A 21,748-nucleotide genomic window follows, 5' to 3' on the forward strand; every position below is an offset into this window, starting at 1 on the left:
CCAGAGGTTTGGGATCGAGATTCCGGGCTCACGCTTCGCGTGCCCCGGAACGACGGGAGCGAACTACGTGCCCGCAGTGAAGAACGAGGCGAGCCGGGTCGTGATGTTCTCGGCGATCTCGTTGGCGGCGCGATCCTCGGCATCGCGTACGGCGCGGGTGCGCGAGAAGCGCTGATAGGAGCCGGGCATGTCGTAGGACACGCGCGAGAACGTCGAGCCGTTCATCACCGACCGGCCGGTCGCGACGTCGATCAGATTGTACTGGGCGTCGATGCCGAGATTTTCGCTGGTCGGCAGTCCGGTCATGGAGCTGACGATCAGCGAGGAGCGGCTGGTGGTGAAGCGGATGTCGAGCCGGTGGGTCGGCGGCATGCCCGTCGCGGTGCCATAAAGCTTGAAGGCCAGCGCGTTGCGGATCTCGACGCCGACGCGGGCCTCGCGGGAGGCATTGGACTTGTTGATCGGGGGCAGCTCGACCCCCATCAGCTTCTCGCGCAGGCCTGGGGTGCCGTCGCTGCGCTCGGCATACATCGGCTGGAAGCAGCCGGCCGTCAGCGCCGCCAGCGCGGCGACTGCCAGCAAGCGGGCTGCGATACGGATCCTAGCCGACAACATTCACGATCCTCTTGGGGACGATGATCACCTTGCGGACGGGCTTGCCGTCCAGGGCCAGCTTTACCGCATCGAGGGCCAAAACGGCAGCCTCGATTTCCGGATTTTGGGCCGCTGTTGCAACTGTGACCTCACCCCGCTTCTTGCCGTTGACCTGGACCACCAGGGTCACGCTGTCTTCAACCAGCAAATCGCGTTCGATTTGGGGCCAATCGGCCTCCGAAACCAGCCCCTTTCGGCCAAGACCATTCTTGAAAAGCACCTGCCAGCACTCCTCGGCCAGATGCGGCATCATCGGCGAGAAAAGCTGGACCAGGATCTGGCTGGCCTCCTGGATCGCCCAGGCGAGATCAGGGGCGGGCTGGCCGGGCCGCTGGAGCACCTCCGAGAATGCATTGGTGAATTCGCGGATATGGGCCAGGCAAACGTTGAAATGCAACCGCTCGATGCCGGTGGTGACCTTGTCCAGCGCGCCGTGGGCGGCCTTGCGCAAAGCGGTGGCGTCCGGGCCGAAGCTGGCCGGCCGGGCCGCGGGCGCAGCCTTGCCGAGTTCGACGGCATCGTTCACCAGCCGCCACAGCCGCTGCACGAAGCGCGAGGCGCCCTGGACGCGCTCGTCGCTCCAGATCACGTCGCGGTCGGGCGGGGAGTCCGATAGCATGAACCAGCGGGCGACGTCGGCGCCATAGGTCTCGATGATGTCGTCGGGGTCGACCGTGTTCTTCTTCGACTTGGACATCTTCTCGATCGGGCCGATCGCGATGTCTTCGCCCGTCGTCAGCAGCGTGGCGCGCCGTCCGTTGCCGCCGACCTCGACCTTCACCTCGGCCGGCTGCACATAGGTGCCGTCGGCCTTCTGGTAGGTCTCGTGCACCACCATGCCTTGCGTGAACATGCCGGCGAACGGCTCGTCCAGCGCGATGTGCCCCGTCGCCTTCATCGCGCGGGTGAAGAAGCGGCTGTAGAGCAGATGCAGGATCGCGTGCTCGACGCCGCCGATATATTGGTCGACCGGCAGCATCCGGTTTGCGACATCAGGCGTCGTCGGCGAAGCCTCGTTCCAGGGATCGGTGAAGCGCGCGAAGTACCAGGACGAATCCACGAAGGTGTCCATGGTGTCGGTTTCGCGTTGGGCCTTGCCTCCGCATTGCGGGCAGGTGACGTGCTTCCAGGTCGGATGATGATCGAGCGCGTTGCCCGGTCTGTCGAAGGTCGCATCGTCGGGCAGCTTCACGGGCAGGTCGGCATCCGGCACCGGCACCACGTCGCACTTCGGACAGTGAATGATCGGAATCGGGCAGCCCCAATAGCGCTGGCGTGAAATGCCCCAGTCGCGCAGGCGGAAATTGACCTGACGTTCGCCGACCGGCGCGTTGCCGCGCAGCTCGGTCTCGAGCCGTTTCGCCACCTCTTCCTTGGCCTCGTCGATGGTCATGCCGTCGAGGAAGCGCGAATTGATCATGCGGCCGTCACCGTCATAGGCGGTGTCGGTGATGACGAAGCTCTTCGGGTCCTGACCTTCCGGGCATACGACGGGCGTGTTGCCGAGATTGTACTTGTTGACGAAATCGAGGTCGCGCTGGTCGTGTGCGGGGCAGCCGAAGATGGCGCCGGTGCCGTATTCCATCAGCACGAAGTTGGCGACATAGACCGGCAGCTTCCAGGAGGGATCGAATGGGTGCACCGCGCGGATGCCGGTATCAAAACCCTGCTTCTCCGCGGTGTCGATGATCTCCTGCGCGGTGCCGATCTTCTTGATCTCGGCGATGAACTCGGCAAGCTTCGGGTTCTTGGCCGCTGCTGCCTGCGCCAGCGGATGATCCGCCGAGATCGCCATGAACTTGGCGCCGAACAGCGTGTCGGGGCGCGTCGTGAAGATCTTCAGCTCGCTCTCGCCCGCCGGCGTCGTTGCCGCATCCAGCGCGAAGCGGATCAACAGGCCCTCCGAGCGGCCGATCCAGTTGCGCTGCATCAGCCGCACCTTGTCGGGCCAGCGGTCCAGCCCGTCGAGCGCCGACAGCAGCTCCTGCGAGTACTTCGTGATCTTGAAGACCCACTGGTTCATCTCGCGCTGCTCGACCACGGCGCCCGAACGCCAGCCGCGGCCGTCGATCACCTGCTCGTTGGCGAGCACGGTCATGTCGACGGGATCCCAGTTCACCTTGCGCTTCTCGCGCTCGGCAAGGCCTGCGCGCAGGAAGTCCAGGAACATCTTCTGCTGGTGCTTGTAATAGGAGGGATCGCAGGTCGCGATCTCCCTGGACCAGTCCAGCGACAGCCCGATCGAGCGGAGCTGCTTCTTCATCGCGGCGATGTTGTCGTAGGTCCAGGCCTTCGGCGCCACCTTGCGCTCGATCGCGGCGTTCTCGGCCGGCAGGCCGAAAGCGTCCCAGCCCATCGGATGCAGCACGTTGAACCCCTTGGCGCGCATGAAGCGGGCCAGCACGTCGCCGAGCGTGTAGTTCCGGACATGGCCGATATGGATGCGCCCGGACGGGTAGGGGAACATCTCGAGGACGTAATATTTCGGCCGCGGATCGTCGTTCTTGGAGACGAAGATCGCCTGCTCGTCCCAGAGGCGTTGCCAGCGCGGTTCGGCATCGCGGGCGTTATAGCGTTCGGAGGTCATGGAATCGTTGGGTTTTCGTGGGTTCGGCCGTCAAGACGGCGGACTAGGCCATAGAAGACCTCGGGGGGTCAATGGGTTGCCGCGTTTTGGAACTTTGACCACGCCTCCGCATAACTACGAGGGCCCGCGTTGGGGTGTGATTAAGGGGTCAATGCCAATTTGCGGCTCGACAAGGCCGCGTACCGCAAATGGATTCCAGCTTCGACGATCCCGATTACGACTATGCCGCGTCCATTGCTGGGCGGGCGATGCGGAGCATGGCCGAACAGCGGGTTGCGCCGACCCCGGCCAATTTTGCGGTCTGGTACCAATATTTCGCAGGCGGCCACGACGATCTGCGCAACGCAATCGATCTCCTGATCGATCACAATCGTCCGTTCGATGCCCAAACCAATCAGGATCTGTTCGAGACCTACGTCGCGCCCCAGGTGAGTGCCGTCGTGGTCGACACGTCCGAGCGGCTGCAGGCGCTGATGGGGACGGCGAAGGAGTTTCTGGCGACAGCGATCGCTGACAATCATTCGCAGATGCAGGTCATCAGCCAGGTGGCCGACCAGGGCAAGGCCGGCGTCGATCCAAAGCTGCTGGTCGCCCAGCTCATGAACGAGCTGGCGCGGGCCGCCACGCGGGCGACGCGGCTGGAGGCAGGCTTTGCGGAAAAGACCCGCGAGCTCGACGTGATCCGCGATTCGCTGTCGCGATCCGAGCAGCGCGCCCGGACCGACACGCTGACGGGGCTCGCGAACCGGCGGGCACTCGATGAATTCCTGCGCAAGGCGCAGACGACGGCGGAATGGGGCGAGCCGCTCAGCGTGCTGCTGCTCGACATCGATCACTTCAAGTCCTTCAACGACAATTTCGGCCACGGTGTCGGCGACCAGGTGCTGCGCCTGATGGCCAAGGTGCTGCGCGAGAAGGTTCGCGCGCAGGATCTGCCGGCCCGCTATGGCGGCGAGGAGCTGATCGCGGTGCTGCCGGACGCCGATCTGGCCGCCTGCGCCGAGATCGCCGAACGCATCAGGCGCGCAATCGCCGAAGCCACCATCACGCGTCGTTCGACCGGCGAGATCCTGCCCGGCATCAGCGTGTCGATCGGCGTGGCGCAATATCGGGTCGGCGAGACGATCGCGGATCTGATCGAGCGTTGCGACCGCGCGCTCTATCTCGCCAAGGGCGGCGGTCGTAATCGTGTGGTGACGGAGAGCGAGCTCGAGCGGGCCGGGGCTGCGGGGTAAAGCACGATCAGGACAAGTGCGAAGCGGTTTTCCGGAAGGATCATGCCCAGACAACAACCCAAGGCGCGATGAATCCCGTCGTGCTTTTTAGGCGCTCGCCACCATCATCATGCCGGCCGCGCTGGTCTCGATGGCCTGCACGCCGTGCTCGACGACGTTGTTGCGGCCGCGGTGCTTGGCGGCGTAGAGCGCGGCGTCAGCGGCTTCGATCAGGTCGCCTGGGCGCAGGGTCTCGTTCGGCTTGGTCGCAGCGACGCCGATCGAGACGGTGACGATCATGTGGTGCGAGGTGATGTGCGGCAGACAGAGCCTCAGCACGGCCGAACGCACCTGCTCGCCGATCTCCACGGCGCGCGTCACGTCGGTGTTCGGCAGCAGCAGGCAGAACTCCTCGCCGCCGTAACGGGCCGCGAAGCCCATCGTGTCGGCGGCGATGCCGGATAGCGATTCGCCGAGTCGCGTCAGGCAGGAATCGCCTTCGAGATGGCCATAGGTGTCGTTGAACAGCTTGAAATGATCGACGTCGATCATCAGAAGCGCAAGCTCGCTGCCATATTGCTGCGCGCGCATCCATTCGAAATCCAGCCGGCTCTGGAAACCGCGGCGATTGGCGAGGCCGGACAGCATGTCGATCGAAGCCATCACCGTCAGGCGGTCGTTGCTTGCGATCAGCTCGCGCTCGCGCTGGCTCAGCTGCGCGGCCATCGCGTTGAACGCGCGGGCCAGCGGCACGAACTCGGCGGGCAGGCGATTGCGCGCGGCGCGGGCCGAGAGATCGCCCTCGCCGAGACGCTTGGCCATGTCGGCGAGCATCTCGATCGGCTTGATCACGAGCTTTTCGGCGGCGATCAGCGCGCCGAGCAGGACGAACATGAGCACGAAGGCGAGCTGCAGATAGGCGGTGCGGATGTCGCGGCTGACCGCTGCGGACACCTTGTCCTCGTCGATGCTGGCGATCAGACGGGCATTGGTGCCGGCGATGCGGATATAGCTGACGGCGCGGCGGGAGCCGTCGGCGGCGAGGAAGGACAGCGAACCCTCATCCTGATCGGAGCGCAGCGCCTTGTCGGCGATCGCGGACATCAGCGGCATGTGGTCGAGCGGACGGCCGACCGCGCTGTGCTGATCGGCCGGTGCCGCCAGCACGGTGCCCGCGCTGTCGACCAGCACCGCTGTGATGCCGGCGCGACCGCCCAGATTGTTCATGACCTTCGACATCCAGTCGAGATTGACGGTGGCGAGCACGACGGCATCGGCCACACCGCTGAAGGCGGAGACCGGATAAACCGCCATCACCGTCGGCGAGGGCACCGGCCGCGACATGATGAAGTCGCTCAGCACGAAGCGGCCGGTTTCCTGGGCCTGCTGGAAGTACGGCCGGTCGCTGAGATCGAGGCCGACATACATGTTGTTGGTGGTGCATTGGATGCGGCCGTCCTGGCCGGCGATCAGAAGCGTGCGGATCCAGGGGAGGCTCGACGGCAGGCTCGCCCGCAGCACGTCGCAGCTCTTGGTGATTCCGCCGGCGGAGGCGCGGATGAAGGCCTCCGATTTCAGGATGGTCTCGACCGACGAGATCACCTCGCGCTGCGCATCGGCGCTGTGCCTTGCCACAATGGTGAATTCAGCCGCAGCCTGCGCGATCTGCCGCGCGCGCGTGTCTTCGAGGGACCGGATGCGCTCGATCATCAGGGGCGTCACGAGAATCACCGCGAGCAACGCAAGCCGCGCCCGGATTCCGAGAACCTGCTTGAGTTTCGCGCGCTTGCGGTTGAGACTGACGCTTGCCATTTTCGCTACCCACCCCGCGGGCTAAGGTAAAGCGAAGGGTTCAAAAACTGTTTCTTGAACTCGGTAAAATTGGACCTAACGCGGGTTCGGTCACAGCCAAGAGACGTCATGACAGAAGCCAACGCCGCGCCGGTAACCGGCGATTCACCAAATGCGCTCGCCACAGTCGAAGCCGAAATTGCACGCGCCTGCAGGGACGCGCAGCGTGACCGCGGCTCGGTCACGCTGATCGCCGTGTCCAAGACTTTCGCGGCGGACGCAATTACTCCGGTTATCGCCGCCGGACAGCGCGTATTTGGCGAGAATCGGGTGCAGGAAGCCAAAGCCAAGTGGCCGGCATTAACGTCTGCTTACCCCGGTATCGCGCTGCATCTGATCGGGCCGCTGCAATCCAACAAGGCGAAAGAGGCGGTCGCGCTGTTCGACGCCATCCATTCGGTCGACCGTCCGAGCATTTGCCAAGCGTTAGCCAAGGAAATCGAATCCCAGAACAAGCACCCGCAGCTGTTCGTCCAGGTCAACACCGGCGAGGAGCCGCAGAAGGCCGGCGTTGCGCCTGGCGAGGCCGATGCCTTCATTGCGAGCTGCCGCGACACCTACGGGCTGACGATCTCCGGGTTGATGTGCATCCCGCCGGTCGACGAGCCCCCTGCCGCGCACTTTGCGCTCACCGCCAAGATCGCCGCGCGCAATGGCTTGACGAATCTCTCGATGGGCATGAGCGCCGATTTCGCGACCGCCATCATGTTGGGCGCCACCCATGTGCGCGTCGGGAGCGCGATCTTCGGGCATCGGTGATAGCCGTAAGCCGGGTCAGGGAGCCATACACGTCCTCGATTTCGTCATTGCGAGCGAAGCGAAGCAATCCAGAGTCCCTCCGCAGAAAGATTCTGGATTGCTTCGTCGCAAGGGCTCCTCGCAATGACGGCGGCGCGCCCTCACCCGATGATGATCTTTGTTCGCGGGCCCAGGCGCCGCAGCAATTGCAGCATCGCGGATTTCGTCATGGAGACGCAGCCGGCGGTCGGGCCGAAATTGTCGCGGGCGAGGTGCAGGAACACCGCGCTGCCGCGGCCGGCGATGCGGGGGCGCGTATTGTGGTCGATCTCGATGATGAAGTCGTAGAGATGATCGCCGCGTTCGAGGCGGTCGCCGCCCTGCCCCTCGCCGAGCCGGATGCTCTGGTTGTAATGGCGATCCCGCGGATCCTCGCACCAGGCGTCCTCGCCGGTGATGATCCGGGCCGGCAGGAATGTCCGGGGACGGCTGTGCCGGTCGCCCCGCCACCACAATTGCCTGGGCCGGAAGCTGCCTCTGGGGGTGCCGCCATCGCCCTCGCGCTTGTTGGCGAGAATGCCGCCTCGCCCCAGCGCAACCGGAATGGTCAGCGCTCCGGCCGTCAGCCAGCCCCGCCGCGGATTACCGGCAGCAGGCTTAACGCGGATCGCCGACAGCGGCCCGGCACTTCGATTCCTGGTGTAACCGACTGAAGTTGCTTTATTTTTCATGTGAACGCGCAATGTCGAATTCATTACAGGACATTCATCAAAACGGCCTGCTATTCTGAGTTAGAGTGCTTCTGGCTTGTGAATCGGTAACAGCCCACTACTTCAACACGAACAACAATAATAACGGCGACCTTAAACTTCCCTCGCGGCTGGGTGCGGCATGGATGCGCGCCGAGCCGGACCCCAAAAGGATGACCCCCCATGGCCAATGCCCGCAAGATCCTGATCGTGGATGACGATACCGATCTGCGCGATACGTTGGTGGAGCAATTATCGCTACACGAAGAATTCGAGGCCTCCGCCGTCGATACCGGCGCCAAGGGCGCCAGCGCCGCGAAGGCCAACTCCCCCGATCTGGTCCTGATGGATGTCGGCCTGCCCGACACCGATGGCCGCGAGGTCGTCCGCTCCCTGCGCAAGGGCGGCTTCAAGGCCCCGATCATCATGCTGACCGGGCACGACACCGATTCCGACACGATTTTGGGCCTGGAATCCGGCGCCAACGACTATGTGGCAAAGCCCTTCCGCTTCGCCGTGCTGCTGGCCCGCATCCGCGCCCAGCTCCGCCAGCACGAAGCCAGCGAGGACGCGGTGTTCTCGGTCGGCCCCTACTCCTTCCGCCCCGGCTCGAAGATGCTGACCGCGGCCAATGCCCGCAAGGTGCGGCTCACCGAGAAGGAAACCGCCATCCTCCGCTTCCTCTATCGGGCCGGCCAGATGCCGGTGTCGCGCGAGACCCTGCTCCAGGAGGTCTGGGGCTACAATTCCGGCGTTACCACCCACACGCTGGAAACCCACATCTACCGCCTCCGCCAGAAGATCGAGAAGGACGCGGCCAACCCGGAGATCCTGGTCACGGAAGCCGGTGGCTACAAGCTGGTGCCGTGATACGCTTCGACGGCCTGCGAATCGTTTTAGATCGCATGCCTTCGAGCCTCGGACCTGAATGTCAATCGACGATGATGTAGCGCTTCTCGAGCGTGTCCCGACACTGCGCCTGTTGGGAGACGCTTCGTTGCGCATGCTGGCGATCGGCTCCGAGCAGCGCGACTTCGTACGCGGCGACGTGCTGTTCAATCTCGGCGACGACGCCGATGCCGGTTTCGTGGTCCAGCGCGGCGCCTTCCGGGTCGAGGACGGCGCCGGCGCCGAAATGATCGCCGGCCCCGGTGCGCTGATCGGCGAGCTCGCGCTGGTGGTGCCGATGAAGCGGCCGTCGAGCGCGATCGCGCTGGAGCATTCCTCCGTCATCCGCGTCGCACGCAGCCTGTTCCAGCGCGTGCTCGAAAGCGATCCCGCCGCGGCGGTGCGCCTGCGCGACGAATTCGCGGTGCGCTCCAGCCAGATCGCCAGCGATATCCTGATGGCGGGCGCGAAGCTGACGAGCTGAGCTCTCTCCGCTCGTCATTCCGGGGCGCGACGAAGTCGCGAGCCCGGAATCCATTCATCCACCGTCTGTGTTGCCCGATGGATTCCGGGCTCGCGTTGCGCGCGCCCCCGGAATGACAGGCGGGGCTAAACCTCCAGCGTCACCGTCACGGGGACATGGTCCGACGGACGCTCCCAGCTGCGGGCGTCGCGCAGAATCCTGAAATCCTGCACCGCGTCCTTCAGCGCGCGCGAGACCCAGATATGGTCGAGCCTGCGGCCGCGATCGCCGACGGTCCAGTCGGCGGAGCGATAGCTCCACCACGTATAGACCTTCTCCGACATCGGAATGCGATCGCGCGCGACGTCGATCCATTCGCCGGCTTCGAGCGCCGCCTTCAGCTTCTCGGTTTCGACCGGCGTGTGCGACACGACTTTCAGCAGCTGCTTGTGCGACCACACGTCGTTCTCATGCGGGGCGACGTTGAGATCGCCGACCAGGATGTGGCGATCCTCACCGCGCGGATGCAGCGGCTCGCACGCCGTCATCTCGTCGAGGAAGCGGAGCTTGTGATCGAACTTCTCGTTCGCAACGGGATCGGGAATGTCGCCGCCAGCGGGCACGTAGAAATTATGCAGCACCAGCGGTCTTGCGATGCCCGCCTTGTCGCCGAACGACACCGAGATGTGGCGCGAATCCACCTTGTCGCAGAAGGTGCGGATGTCCTTTGATTCGAACGGGATCTTCGAGACGATGGCGACGCCGTGATAGCCCTTCTGCCCGTTCAGCGCGATGTGCTCGTAGCCGAGCCGCTTGAAGCGCTTCAGCGGAAAGGCATCGTCGATGCACTTGGTCTCCTGCAGGCAGAGCACCTCCGGCCGCGCGCTCTTGAGAAACTTCGCGACCAAATCGATGCGCAGCCGCACCGAATTGATGTTCCAGGTTGTCAGGGAAAGACGCATGGGGAATGCGTCTTAGCAAGCTCTCGTAGGGTGGGCAAAGGCGCAAAGCGCCGTGCCCACCGTCTTTTCAAGTCCGAGAATCGTGGGCACGCTTCGCTTTGCCCACCCTACGGCTACGGCAGCGGAGCTCAACCCGGCGACGGCGTGCTGTAATTGGTGAAATCGATCTTGAACATGTTGGGGTCGAGCCTCTTGCTCGAATCCAGATTGTAGACCGCGATCGTGGTGTCGTAGCCCTGCGGATCGGTGACGGTCCACTGCTTGAGCTGGCCGTCCTTGGCGCCGAACATCAGCAGGAGGCGGCTGGTGCCGACCAGGGCCTGCTTCTCCTCGATGGTGACGCTGACGAAGACGTCGTCGGCCGAGACGTTGACGACGTTGGTGTCCTTCATCAGGTCGATGCGATCGGAGAGCAGGAAACGCAGCGGCGTCTGCGACAGCGGATAGACGTCCTGGGTCGCGAGCTTGCGGTCGCGCACCACGAGCGAGGATCCGTCGGCGACGATGTCGATCGGGCTCGGCGCGTCATATTCGAAGCGCACCTTGCCCGGTTTCTGGATGTAGAAATCGCCCTGCGTCTTGCTGCCGTCGGGGCCGACCTGGACGAAATTCCCGACCAATGTCTGCAGCGACGACAGATAGGCGCTGACCTTGGCCGCCTGCGCCTTCTGGTTGGCGTCGAACGTCTGGAAGATGCTGCTCGGCACGTTGCGCCGCGGATCCGGGATCACCGGATTGGGCGGCGCCTGCGTCGCGCCGGTGACGGCCGGCCCGCCGGCGGACGCGCCACCGTCACGCCCCTTCGGCGCGGGTTTCGGCACCGGCACGGTCTGCGCGAACGACGCGGCGGTCACCATCGCGGCGGTGACGAGAAGCACGCCGGCCATGCGCGCGCTTCGTGCGGCGATGGTGGCAGTGAATCGAATGTCCGGATGTCTGATCAACGCGTCGTCCTGTATGGCTGGGCGCCCTTTTACCGTGATTTCGGGCAAAAGCAGATATCGAATTTGCGTGAAATGATGTTCAGAGGCTCCTCGCCTCACATATGGCTGTCTTCTTCCTCGACCAGAATCTCGCGCTTGCCGGCATGGTTGGCGGGACCGACGATGCCCTCCAGTTCCATGCGCTCCATCAACGATGCGGCGCGGTTATAGCCGATCTGCAGACGACGCTGGATGTAGCTGGTCGAGGCCTTGCGGTCGCGCTTGACGATCGCAACCGCCTGCTGGAAGAGATCGCCGCCGCCATCCCCGCCCATGCCGGTGGCGTCGAACACGGCACCGTCCTCGTCCTCGGTCGGCTCCTCGGCCGTGACGGCTTCGAGATATTCCGGCTGTCCCTGCGTCTTGAGGTGACGCACCACCTTCTCGACCTCCTCGTCGGAGGCGAAAGGTCCGTGCACGCGGCTGATGCGGCCACCGCCCGCCATGTAGAGCATGTCGCCCTGGCCGAGCAGCTGCTCGGCGCCCATCTCGCCCAGAATGGTGCGGCTGTCGATCTTGGACGTGACCTGGAAGGCGATGCGGGTCGGGAAGTTCGCCTTGATGGTGCCGGTGATGACGTCGACCGACGGACGCTGCGTCGCCAGGATCACGTGCAGGCCTGCGGCGCGGGCCATCTGCGCGAGACGCTGCACCGCGCCTTCGATGTCCTTGCCGGCGACCATCATCAGGTCGGCCATTTCGTCGACGATGATGACGATGTAGGGCAGCGGGTCGAGCGAGAGCTTCTCTTCCTCGTAGATCGCCTTGCCGGTTTCCTTGTCGAAGCCGGTGTGCACGGTCCGCGTCGGCTCCTCGCCCTTGGCCTTCAATTCGAGCAGGCGCGTGTTGTAGCCGTCGATGTTGCGCACACCGAGCTTGGCCATGTTCTTGTAGCGCTCCTCCATCTCGCGCACGGCCCATTTCAGCGCGACCACCGCCTTCTTCGGGTCGGTCACGACAGGCGTGAGCAGATGGGGAATGCCGTCATAGACGGAGAGCTCGAGCATCTTCGGATCGACCATGATCAGGCGGCACTGATCGGGGCGCAGCCTGTAGACGAGGCTGAGGATCATGGTGTTGATCGCGACCGACTTGCCCGAACCGGTGGTGCCGGCGATCAGCATGTGCGGCGTGCGCGCGAGGTCGATGATGACAGGGTCGCCACCGATGGTCTTGCCGAGGCAGAGCGGCAGCTTTGCCACCGTATCGGTCGCCTCCTTCGCCACCAGCAATTCGCGCAGGTAAACCTTTTCGCGATGCGCGTTCGGCAATTCGATGCCGATGGCGTTGCGGCCGGGCACGACCGCGACGCGCGCCGAGAGCGCGCTCATCGAGCGGGCGATGTCGTCGGCAAGGCCGATCACGCGCGAGGACTTGATGCCGGGCGCCGGCTCCAGCTCGTACAGCGTGACAACGGGGCCGGGATTGGCCTTCACGATCTCGCCGCGCACGCCGAAATCCTGCAGTACGCCTTCGAGCGAACGGGAATTGTTCTCCAGCTCGGCTTTGCTGAGCGGCTGGCGATCGCCGGCCTTCGGCGCGGCCAGCATGGAGACGGAGGGAAGATCGAACTTGTCGGAGGATTTCTTGGAAGCGGCCTTCGGCGCAGCCTTCTTCTTCGGGGCGCGCACGGCGGGCTCCTCCTCTTCCTCCTCCTCGTCTTCCACGTCCTCTTCGTGCTCGTCCTCGTCGTCCTCGTCGTGAGACTGCGGCGAGATAGACGGCGCTGAGCGGCCGCCGCCGAGATTGGGCTCCTGGCGGCTGAAGGCGACAGCCTTGGTCTTCGGACCGCTCGAGACCAGCGAGCGGTAGGCAGCGCCTAGCAACCAGATCAGCCGCGCCTTGGTGCTCATCAGCGCATGGAATAGCCAGCCCAGCGAGACCGAGCCGCGATCGCTCTCCTCGTCTTGGTCGAGCGGCTTGTCGTCTTCCTCGATCTCCGCGAGCTCGTCGTCATGCTCGCGTGCGCCGAGGCCGCAGGCGATTAGGAAAGTCGCGGTCATCGCGGCGAACAGGATCGTGCCCAGCACGATGCGATAGATCGTGCCGGCCGGCCCGAAGATCACCGCGGGCGCGCGCACCAGGGCATCGCCGACCACCCCGCCGAGGCCGGTCGGCAGCGGCCAGGCGCCGCCGTGCTGAAAGCAACTGACGAAGCCTGCCGCGATCACCGTGCAGAGAACCCAGGAGCCGAGCCGCAACGCCTCGCGATCGAACGGGCGATGCGTCATCATGCGCCAGCCCCAGACCGCAACGGTCAGCACCAGCATGATCGCGCCGAGCCCCAGGATCTGCATCGCGAGATCGGCGCCGATCGCACCGGCATAGCCGAGGATGTTGCGGATCGGCCGCGAGGTCGCGTGGCTGAGGCTGGGATCCTGCACCGACCACGTCATCAGCGCCGCGGCGGCGACGCCCGCCAGCGCGATCAGGCCGAGGCCGGTGAGCTCGCGCACGCGCCGCGCCAGCCCCTCGCGGATCGAGGGCGGCAGATGGCCGACCAGAGGAATGACACGTTCGATTGCCGACATGCTCACGGGCCCCGCCTAACCCAGAGTCTCGACCAGCCGGTGCAGCGCCTGCGCCGTGGTCTCGCCGTCCTGCACCAGCGCAAGGCGGATATAGCCTGCGCCGGGATTGAATCCGTCAGGCTGCCGTCGCGCCAGGAAGCTGCCGGGCACCACGCGCACGCCGGCTTCCCTGAACAGCTTGAGCGTCACCGACACGTCGTCGCCGATCTCGGAGGTGTTGAGCCAGACGCAGAAGCCGGCATCGGGCCGGCGATAGCCGTAACGATTGCCGATGATCTGGTCGGCGAGATCGAACTTGATCCGGTACAGCCGCCGGTTCTCCTCGACATGCGCCTCGTCGCCATAGGCGACAGTCGCGACATGCTGGAGCGGCACCGGCACCTGGGGTGCTGCGATGTTGCGCAGCTCGAGGAACATGCCGATCAATTTCTTGTCGCCGGCGGCGAAGCCGACGCGCAGGCCCGGCAGGTTGGAGCGCTTGGACAGCGACTGGAATGCAACCACGCGCGTGAAGTCGGGACCGGCGCATTCCAGCGCGCTGCCGGGAGCCTCGCGGGTGTAGATCTCGGAATAGCACTCGTCGCTGAGGATTACGAAGCCATAGCGGTCGGCGAGCTGCTTCAAGCGCTTGAAATAATCGGGCTTCGCGACCGAGCCCTGCGGATTGGCGGGCGAAGCCAGGTAGAACGCCACCGTGCGCGCCAGCGTCGCTTCGTCGATGGCGTCGAGATCGGGCAGGAAGCCGTTCTCGACGGTCGTCGGCAGATGGATCGGCTCGCAAGCGGCCGCAAGAGCGCCTGCGCCGTAGACCGGATAGAACGGGTTCGGCATCAGGATCGCAGGCTTGCCCGGACGCGGGCCGACATAGCGGGCGGCCGCGATCGCGGCGAGGAACAGCCCCTCGCGGCTGCCATTGAGGACGAGAATCTCGGTTTTGGGGTCGAGCGACCGCGGCAGCTTGAAGCGCGATGACAGCCAGGCGCCGGCGGCGTTGCGGAACGGCTCGGTGCCCTGGTTCATCGGGTAACGGCCGAAATCGGCGATGTGCTTGGCCAGCACCGGCCCGACGAAATCGGGCACGGGATGCTGGGGCTCGCCAACCGCAAGCGAAATCAAAGGCTTGCCCGGCTGATGCGGGGCCAAGAGCTCGTTCAGCCGGACGAAGGGCGAGCGTTCGGAATCGGAGCTTCCACTGGCCTGCGGCGCACGGGATGAAGCGGTCATGACCATTCTGGGCGCCAGTACTCTTGGAACGGCCGGTCGCACCAAGGCGCCGGCGGGAAGCGGTTCAGTTCACCATAGATAGGGCGAGGTTAAGACGCGATTAACCATCGGCCGCCGCCCGCGTCCAGAGCGGGAATAATCGGGCCGGACAACAACAGGATGGGAGCGACCAGGCGGGCAGGTTCCCCCACCTCTCCCGCTTGGCTTGCGAGAGAGGGAGCGCACCGTCATCGCGGCTTCAGCGCCCCGGCAGCTTCTCGAACGTCTTCATGCCCTCGGGGATCGTGTGGAATTCCTGCATGTCGCAGGTGTAGATCGCCATCTGCGGCTGGAACTGCGCCGGCTCGTCGAGCGTGCCGACCTTCAGGATCGCGGCGGGCAGCCCCGGAACCTTGGTCACGAGATGCGTGCCGCACTCGGCGCAGAATTCGCGCGTGACGGGGCGTTCGAGGTCCTTGCGCCGGAACTGCTTGGGTTGACCGGTGATGTAGGTGAAGCCGGCCGCCGGCATCGCGATGAAGGTGTTGGGCGCGCCGCCCGAGATGTACTGGCATTCGCGGCAATGACACTGCGCCTGCATCATCGCATCGCCCTCGGCCACGTAGCGCACCTCGCCGCAATAGCATCCGCCTTCCAAACGCATGACGACCTCCCGTTTGTTATCTTTGTGGTCGATATTTCTGCGCCGCCCGCGCGGAATGGCAATCCTTTTCTTCAACGCCCCGGTCAAAAGAAAGGGGCTCCAGCTTGCGCCGGAGCCCCTCAACGGTCAGGGCATTGCCGGGTATGTGCCCGAACCGTAGTTGTGGACGCGGTCTCCGAAGAGACCGCGTCCGGGAGGAGAGGGTTACATGTTGTAGGCGCGCTCGGTGTGCTCGGTGATATCGAGCCCTTCACGCTCGCTCTCGACATTGGCGCGGAGGCCAACGATCACATCGACCACCTTGTAGAGGATCGCCGAACCGACGCCCGACCACACCAGCGTGGTGGCGACAGCCTTGAGCTGAGCGAGCACCTGAACCGCGAAGTCGTAGTCGGCGACCTTCGGCGGGATCGCGGTGTAGTCGACGATGCCTGCGCCGCCGAGGGCGGGGTTGACGAGAATGCCGGTGCCGATGGCGCCGACGATGCCGCCGATGCAGTGCACGCCGAACACGTCGAGCGAGTCATCGTAGCCGAGCGCGTTCTTCACGACGGTGCAGAAGAACAGGCAGACCACGCCGACCACGAGGCCGAGGACGATCGCGCCCATGACGCCGGCGAAGCCAGCGGCAGGCGTGACGGCCACGAGGCCCGCGACCGCGCCGGAGATGACGCCCAGCACGGAGGGATGGCCCTTGATGATCCACTCCGCGAACATCCACGACAGCGCAGCGGCCGCGGTGGCGACGAAGGAGTTGGTCATGGCGAGCGCAGCGCCGCCGCTGGCTTCGAGGTTGGAGCCGGCGTTGAAGCCGAACCAGCCGACCCAGAGCAGCGAGGCGCCGATCATCGACATGGTCAGCGAGTGCGGAGCCATCAGCTCCTTGCCGTAGCCGACGCGCTTGCCGATCAGGAGAGCGCCGACGAGGCCTGCGATGCCGGCGTTGATGTGCACCACGGTGCCGCCCGCGAAGTCGATGGCGCCCATCTTGAAGATCCAGCCGGCGTCGGCGTTGATCTCGTCGAGCTTGGCCTGTGCCGCGGTCTTCGCCGCCGCATCACCCGCCGCAGCGAGCGCCTTGGCAGCGTCCTGGATCATGTCCGGGCCGGGCCAGTACCAGACCATGTGCGCGATCGGGAAGTAGATCAGCGTGACCCAGAGCGGAATGAAGAGCGCGATCGCCGAGAACTTCATGCGCTCGGCGAAGGCGCCGACGATGAGGGCGGGAGTGATCGCCGCGAAGGTCATCTGGAAGCACATGTAGATGAGCTCCGAGATGTTGGCGTCGACCGAGAAGGTCGCGGCCTTCGAATCGGTGGTGACGCCCATCATGAAGGCCTTGGAGAAGCCGCCGATGAAGTCGGAGCCGCCGGTGAAGGCGAGGCTGTAGCCGTACACGGCCCAGATCACGGTGACGACGCAGACGGTGTAGAACACCTGCATCAGGACCGAGAGCATGTTCTTGGAACGGACGAGACCGCCGTAGAACAGTGCGAGGCCGGGGATCGTCATCAACAGCACGAGCACTGTCGATGTCAGCATCCAGGCGTTGTCTCCCTTGTTGACCGTTGGCTCGGCGTAGGCTGCGGTCGCAGCGAACAGGCCGACTGCGAGAGCCGCCAATCCCGCGCCATGGGGACGCTTGAACGTCATATTATTTACTCCTGCTTGGATAAGGTTGAGCGCGAAATCAGAGGGCCGCGGCATCGGCCTCGCCGGTGCGGATGCGCACGGCGTGGTCGAGGTTGATGACGAAGATCTTGCCGTCGCCGATCTGTCCGGTTTTCGCGGCGGACGTGATGGCGTCGATGGTCTTGTCGACCTGGTCGGAGGCGACAGCGACCTCGATCTTGATCTTGGGCAGGAAGCTCACGGCATATTCAGCGCCGCGATAGATTTCCGTATGGCCCTTCTGGCGGCCATACCCCTTGACTTCCGTCACCGTGAGACCGTGAACGCCGATGGCGGTCAGGGCGTCACGGACTTCTTCAAGCTTGAATGGCTTGATGATCGCCATAACAATTTTCATGGGTCCTATCCCCGCTTGGGCCCGGTCCGGACGTGGCCGGGCGTTCTCGACTGGTTCGCCACGAGGGAGAAGTTTCACTACGCGGGCACAGCCGGGACCCCTAGAATCAAATGCCGTGCCAGATCAGGCGTGTTGCCTAACGGATTATGAAGACGGGCGTTTTCGCGTTTGAGGGGTATTGCAATGCAGTGCGCCATTACGTCGCGCTTAAAAGGTGATCACACCTGCTCAAAACGAGGGCAGGACAGCCTCCCGACACAATGTTGCTCACGTGTCGGGCAGCAGGAAGGTAATTACGTAGCAGCAGGGCCTATTGCAGGGCTTCACCGTGCTGCGAAATATCCAGTCCCTCGAGCTCGTGCTCACGGGATACGCGCAACGGCACGAACAGGCCGACCAGCTTGAGCAGGATGAAGCTGACGCCCGCCGACCAGACGAAGGTGACGGCGACGCCGTAAAACTGGATCAGGAGCTGCTGCGGATGGCCCTCCAGCAGGCCGGCGGTGCCGCCGATGGCGCTGGTGGCGAACACGCCGCCGAGCAGGGTCCCGGTCAGGCCGCCGATGCCGTGGACACCGAAGACGTCGAGCGAATCGTCGTAGTCGAAGCGGTGCTTCAGCCAGGTACAGGCCCAGTAGCAGACCGCACCGGCAATGATGCCGATGACGATGCCGTGCCATGGCGCGACGAAGCCGGAGGCCGGCGTGATGGTGCCGAGACCTGCGACCGCGCCGGAGATCATGCCGAGCACCGAGGGCTTGCGCCGCGTCGACCACTCGATCGCGCCCCAGGTCAGCGCGCCCGCGCAGGCGGCAAGATGGGTCGCGATGATCGCCATCACTGCGCGCGAATTGGCCGCGCCCGCCGAGCCGCCGTTGAAGCCGAACCAGCCGACCCACAACAGGCCGGTGCCCATCACCGCGAGCGACAGATCGAACGGCGAGAGATTCTCGGTGCCGTAGCCGTGACGGCGTCCCATCACCTTGGCCGCAACGAGGCCGCCGGTGCCGGCCGACAGATGCACGACGAGACCGCCGGCGAAATCGAGCACGCCCATGCTATTGAGGAAGCCGCCGCCCCACACCCAGTGCGCCAGCGGAATGTAGACGAAGATGAACCAGGCGACGGAAAACAGGAGATACGCCGAGAACCGCATGCGGTCGGCGACCGAGCCTGCGACCAGCGCCACCGTGATGATGGCAAATGTCATCTGGTACAGCATGAACAGCGCTTCCGGGATCGTCTTGGCCGCAGGGTTGACGCTGTCCAAGGTCATGCCGGCGAGAAACCAGCGATCGAGCGTGCCGATCCAGGGGCCGTCGCCGACGAAGCACAGCGAATAGCCGAACGCCACCCAGAGAATGGAGATCAGCGTCACCGCGGCGAGGCTCTGCGCCATGGTGGCGAGCACGTTCTTCTTGCGCACCATGCCGGAATAGAACAGCGCGAGCCCGGGGATCGTCATCATCAGCACCAGCGCGGTCGCGACGATCATCCAGGCCGTGTCGGCGGTGTTGATCTCATTGGCCGCCGCGTGCGCCGGCGAAGCTACGACGGATACAAATCCGATTGGCGCAGCCATAGCAGCTGCGCGGCGCAACAATCCCGCCATGTCATTCCCCCCGGCATCAATTGGCGTCGCACGCTGTGGCGTCGTTGCCCGGTGCGATCGAAGCAGTCGTGTCAGAGCGTTTTCGAGCGAAGTGGATACCGGTTCGCGTGAAGAAAACGCGTCAAAACAAAAAGTCAGAGCGCGTCGCTGTCGGTCTCGCCGGTGCGGATGCGCAGCGCGTGGTCGATCGGCGTGACGAAGATCTTGCCGTCGCCGATCTGCCCGGTGCGCGCCGTCGCGGTGATCACGGCGACCGCCTTGTCGGCGACGTCGGAGGCGACCGCGATCTCGATGCGCAGCTTCGGCAGGAAGTTCACGACATATTCGGCGCCGCGATAGATCTCGGTGTGGCCCTTCTGCCGGCCATAGCCCTTCACCTCGGTCACGGTCATGCCGTGCACGCCGATTGCCGTCAGGGCCTGGCGGACCTCATCGAGCTTGAAGGGTTTGATGATCGCGACGACGAGTTTCATGGTCTGGCCTATTCCCCGGGATGCGCCGCGCCGTATGTCCCCGGCGCTGCGTCAATCTGGCATCTTTCCGGGCAAATGGCACAAAAAAGTTGCAGATTGAAGCGGAAAAACGTTTGGCCAAGGGTGGTCATGTGAACGGCCGCCTCTGTACAGGGCAGCTGTTCATCCTTCACAATGCATTTTTGGCATGGATGCGGTGAACCCAGGCGTGAACCAAAGCGTCCCGGCCGGTACATACGTAAGTTCGAGGGGGACGTTCCATGGCGAGTTGGTTCTACGCATCCGAGGGCAAGCAGCAGGGGCCCTTTCCGGAAGGGCAATTCCGCGATCTCGTCGCCCAGGGCGTGGTGCGCCCGGACACGCTGGTGTGGACCGAGGGCATGGCCGGCTGGCAGAAGGCCGCCGAAATTCCCGGCCTGATTGGCGGCGGCGCGCCGCCGATGGTCCCAGGCGGCGGGCCCCCGGTGATGGGTGGCGGTGGTTATGGCGGCGCAGTGCGCGGCGGATCACTCGCCGTCGATTTCGGCATCTGGGACTTCACCTGGCGCACGCTCGTGCTCGCGATCGGCTCGTGCTTCATCATCCCGGTGCCGTGGCTGTTCGTCTGGTACACGAAATGGATCGTGCCCTGCATCAAGGTCCCCGGGCGCCCCAATCTCAGCTTCACCGGCAGCGCGATGACGCTGGTGCCCTGGTTTTTCGGCTTCATCGTCCTGGCCATCGCGCTCGGCTTCGTCGGCAGCCAATTGCTGAGCAATCTGCTGTTCATCGTCCAGATCGTGCTCTACTGGCTGCTGATCAAATGGATGATCGCGAACCTCGCCTCCAACGGGCAGCCGCTGGGCTTGAGCTTCACCGGTTCGGTCTGGGCCTATGTCGGCTGGAATCTGCTGTTCGCGATTTCCATCATCACCATCATCGGCTGGGCCTGGGTGGCCGCGGCCCAGATGCGCTGGTTCTGCCGCAGCATCGAGGGCACGCGGCGCGAGATCGTTTTCAAGGGCTCGGGTCTCGACATTCTCTGGCGCGGCATCGTGGCTGCGCTCCTGTGCAGTCTCATCATCCCGATCCCGTGGGTGTATCGCTGGATCATGAACTGGTTCGCCTCGCAGACCGAGCTCGCGCCGCGCGGCTCGCTCGGGGCCTGATCTGAAAGGCTTCAAGCGCTACTCGTCGCGCTTGCAGCGATCAGGTCTTCCGCTCGCGCACCGAGCCTTCCTGCGCGACGGAGGCGACCAGCGTGCCGTCCGGCTTGAAGATCGAGCCGCGGGTCAGGCCGCGGCCGGATTGCGCGCTCGGCGAATCCTGCGCATAGAGCAGCCATTCGTCGGCACGGAACGGGCGGTGAAACCACATCGCGTGGTCGAGACTCGCCGGCATCATGCGCTTGTCGAACAGCGTGCGGCCATAGCGCGCCATGATCGCATCGAGCAGCGAGAAGTCCGAGGCATAGGCGAGCGCGCACATGTGCAGCGCCGGATCGTCAGGCAGCTTCGCGGCGGTCCTGATCCAGACGTGGATGCGGCCGTCGTCGATCTTCTGGCCGAAATAGCGGCCGAGCTCGACCGGACGCAGCTCGATCGGCCGATCGGATTCGTAGTAGCGGCGGATGAAGTCCGGCATCTCCTTGAACATCGGCTGCTTTGCCACCTCCTCCGCCGTCAGCTTTTCCGGCGGCGGCACATCAGGCATCTTGTCCTGGTGGTCGAACGCAGTCTCCTCCTCGGCGTGGAAGGACACCATGATCGAGAAGATCGCGTTGCCGTGCTGGATCGCGGTGACGCGGCGGGTCGAGTAGCTCTTGCCGTCGCGCAGACGCTCGACCTGGTAGATGATCGGGATCTGCGGATCGCCCGGCAGGATGAAGTAACAATGCAGCGAATGCGGCAGCCGGCCCTCGACGGTGCGGCAGGCCGCGACCATCGCCTGCCCGATCACCTGGCCGCCGAACACCCGCTGCCAGCTCGTCTTCGGGCTGTTGCCGCGGAACAGGTTCACCTCGAGCTGCTCGAGGTCGAGGATCGCGATCAGGTCGATCAGGCCTTTGGACATGAACACAGCTCTCTGAAGTCGTCATTCCGGGCTCGCGACTTCGTCACGCCCCGGAATGACACAATGGGGCTAGCTGCCCTCGTTTCACCGCACTG

At 64.6% G+C, this 21,748-nt stretch carries 19 protein-coding genes; 5 read left to right on the plus strand and 14 right to left on the minus strand.

What is annotated here, in order from left to right:
- Positions 1-63: 63 nt before the first annotated feature.
- Complete coding sequence (lptE, locus tag DCG74_RS04985) at positions 64-615, minus strand: LPS assembly lipoprotein LptE (RefSeq protein WP_172787832.1); 552 nt, start codon at positions 613-615, stop codon at positions 64-66.
- Entirely contained in the window at positions 602-3,241 is a 2,640-nt protein-coding gene (gene leuS, locus DCG74_RS04990; protein ID WP_172787833.1) for a leucine--tRNA ligase, read from the minus strand. Before leuS ends, lptE begins: the two co-directional genes overlap by 14 nt.
- Before the next feature lie 188 nt (positions 3,242-3,429).
- On the opposite strand from leuS, the gene DCG74_RS04995 reads away from it, so the two are divergent.
- Positions 3,430-4,476, plus strand: coding sequence for a GGDEF domain-containing protein (locus DCG74_RS04995; RefSeq protein ID WP_172787834.1), 1,047 nt, complete (start codon positions 3,430-3,432; stop codon positions 4,474-4,476).
- An 87-nt stretch (positions 4,477-4,563) separates the two neighbouring features.
- On the opposite strand, the gene DCG74_RS05000 is transcribed toward DCG74_RS04995, so the two are convergent.
- The gene (locus tag DCG74_RS05000) at positions 4,564-6,267 is read right to left on the minus strand and encodes a diguanylate cyclase domain-containing protein (RefSeq protein WP_172787835.1); all 1,704 of its coding nucleotides are present in this window, start codon (positions 6,265-6,267) and stop codon (positions 4,564-4,566) included.
- Positions 6,268-6,375: 108 nt separating this feature from the next.
- Here DCG74_RS05000 and DCG74_RS05005 point away from each other — a divergent pair, with 108 nt between their 5' ends.
- Complete coding sequence (locus DCG74_RS05005) at positions 6,376-7,065, plus strand: YggS family pyridoxal phosphate-dependent enzyme (protein WP_172787836.1); 690 nt, start codon at positions 6,376-6,378, stop codon at positions 7,063-7,065.
- Positions 7,066-7,205: 140 nt separating this feature from the next.
- Here DCG74_RS05005 and DCG74_RS05010 read toward each other — a convergent pair whose 3' ends face one another.
- A complete protein-coding gene (locus tag DCG74_RS05010; protein WP_172787837.1) occupies positions 7,206-7,775 on the minus strand; it encodes a L,D-transpeptidase in 570 nt (189 codons plus the stop codon).
- 201 nt (positions 7,776-7,976) lie between these two features.
- Between DCG74_RS05010 and DCG74_RS05015 the strand changes: the two genes are divergently transcribed.
- Positions 7,977-8,663, plus strand: a complete 687-nt coding sequence (locus DCG74_RS05015) for a response regulator transcription factor (protein WP_008142830.1) — start codon at positions 7,977-7,979, stop codon at positions 8,661-8,663.
- 58 nt (positions 8,664-8,721) lie between these two features.
- Complete coding sequence (locus DCG74_RS05020) at positions 8,722-9,165, plus strand: cyclic nucleotide-binding domain-containing protein (RefSeq protein WP_018646009.1); 444 nt, start codon at positions 8,722-8,724, stop codon at positions 9,163-9,165.
- A 125-nt stretch (positions 9,166-9,290) separates the two neighbouring features.
- Here DCG74_RS05020 and DCG74_RS05025 read toward each other — a convergent pair whose 3' ends face one another.
- From DCG74_RS05025 to DCG74_RS05065, 9 genes are all read right to left on the minus strand, one after another.
- Positions 9,291-10,106 carry an exodeoxyribonuclease III gene (locus DCG74_RS05025; RefSeq protein WP_172787838.1) on the minus strand — a complete coding sequence of 272 codons (816 nt, stop codon included), beginning with the start codon at positions 10,104-10,106 and terminating at the stop codon, positions 9,291-9,293.
- Positions 10,107-10,234: 128 nt separating this feature from the next.
- Complete coding sequence (locus DCG74_RS05030) at positions 10,235-10,993, minus strand: outer membrane lipoprotein carrier protein LolA (RefSeq protein ID WP_172787899.1); 759 nt, start codon at positions 10,991-10,993, stop codon at positions 10,235-10,237.
- 152 nt (positions 10,994-11,145) lie between these two features.
- Positions 11,146-13,626 (minus strand): DNA translocase FtsK, encoded by a 2,481-nt coding sequence (locus DCG74_RS05035; protein ID WP_172787839.1) that lies wholly within the window; start codon positions 13,624-13,626, stop codon positions 11,146-11,148.
- Positions 13,627-13,635: 9 nt separating this feature from the next.
- Positions 13,636-14,850, minus strand: a complete 1,215-nt coding sequence (locus tag DCG74_RS05040) for an aminotransferase class I/II-fold pyridoxal phosphate-dependent enzyme (protein WP_172787840.1) — start codon at positions 14,848-14,850, stop codon at positions 13,636-13,638.
- A gap of 232 nt (positions 14,851-15,082) precedes the next feature.
- Entirely contained in the window at positions 15,083-15,487 is a 405-nt protein-coding gene (locus DCG74_RS05045; protein WP_172787841.1) for a GFA family protein, read from the minus strand.
- Positions 15,488-15,691: 204 nt separating this feature from the next.
- Positions 15,692-17,140, minus strand: coding sequence for an ammonium transporter (locus DCG74_RS05050; RefSeq protein WP_172787842.1), 1,449 nt, complete (start codon positions 17,138-17,140; stop codon positions 15,692-15,694).
- 37 nt (positions 17,141-17,177) lie between these two features.
- On the minus strand, positions 17,178-17,516 hold the full coding sequence (locus DCG74_RS05055) for a P-II family nitrogen regulator (protein ID WP_008142813.1): 339 nt from the start codon (positions 17,514-17,516) through the stop codon (positions 17,178-17,180).
- 310 nt (positions 17,517-17,826) lie between these two features.
- Positions 17,827-19,128 carry an ammonium transporter gene (locus tag DCG74_RS05060; RefSeq protein WP_172787843.1) on the minus strand — a complete coding sequence of 434 codons (1,302 nt, stop codon included), beginning with the start codon at positions 19,126-19,128 and terminating at the stop codon, positions 17,827-17,829.
- A 134-nt stretch (positions 19,129-19,262) separates the two neighbouring features.
- A complete protein-coding gene (locus DCG74_RS05065) occupies positions 19,263-19,601 on the minus strand; it encodes a P-II family nitrogen regulator (protein WP_008142802.1) in 339 nt (112 codons plus the stop codon).
- A 260-nt stretch (positions 19,602-19,861) separates the two neighbouring features.
- Between DCG74_RS05065 and DCG74_RS05070 the strand changes: the two genes are divergently transcribed.
- The gene (locus tag DCG74_RS05070) at positions 19,862-20,749 is read left to right on the plus strand and encodes a DUF4339 domain-containing protein (protein ID WP_172787844.1); all 888 of its coding nucleotides are present in this window, start codon (positions 19,862-19,864) and stop codon (positions 20,747-20,749) included.
- Positions 20,750-20,789: 40 nt separating this feature from the next.
- Here the strand turns inward: DCG74_RS05070 and tesB are convergent, their stop codons facing one another.
- Entirely contained in the window at positions 20,790-21,653 is an 864-nt protein-coding gene (gene tesB, locus DCG74_RS05075) for an acyl-CoA thioesterase II (protein WP_172787845.1), read from the minus strand.
- Positions 21,654-21,748: the final 95 nt, after the last annotated feature.

It is taken from the genome of Bradyrhizobium sp. WBAH42 (assembly GCF_024585265.1).
GTDB lineage: Bacteria > Pseudomonadota > Alphaproteobacteria > Rhizobiales > Xanthobacteraceae > Bradyrhizobium.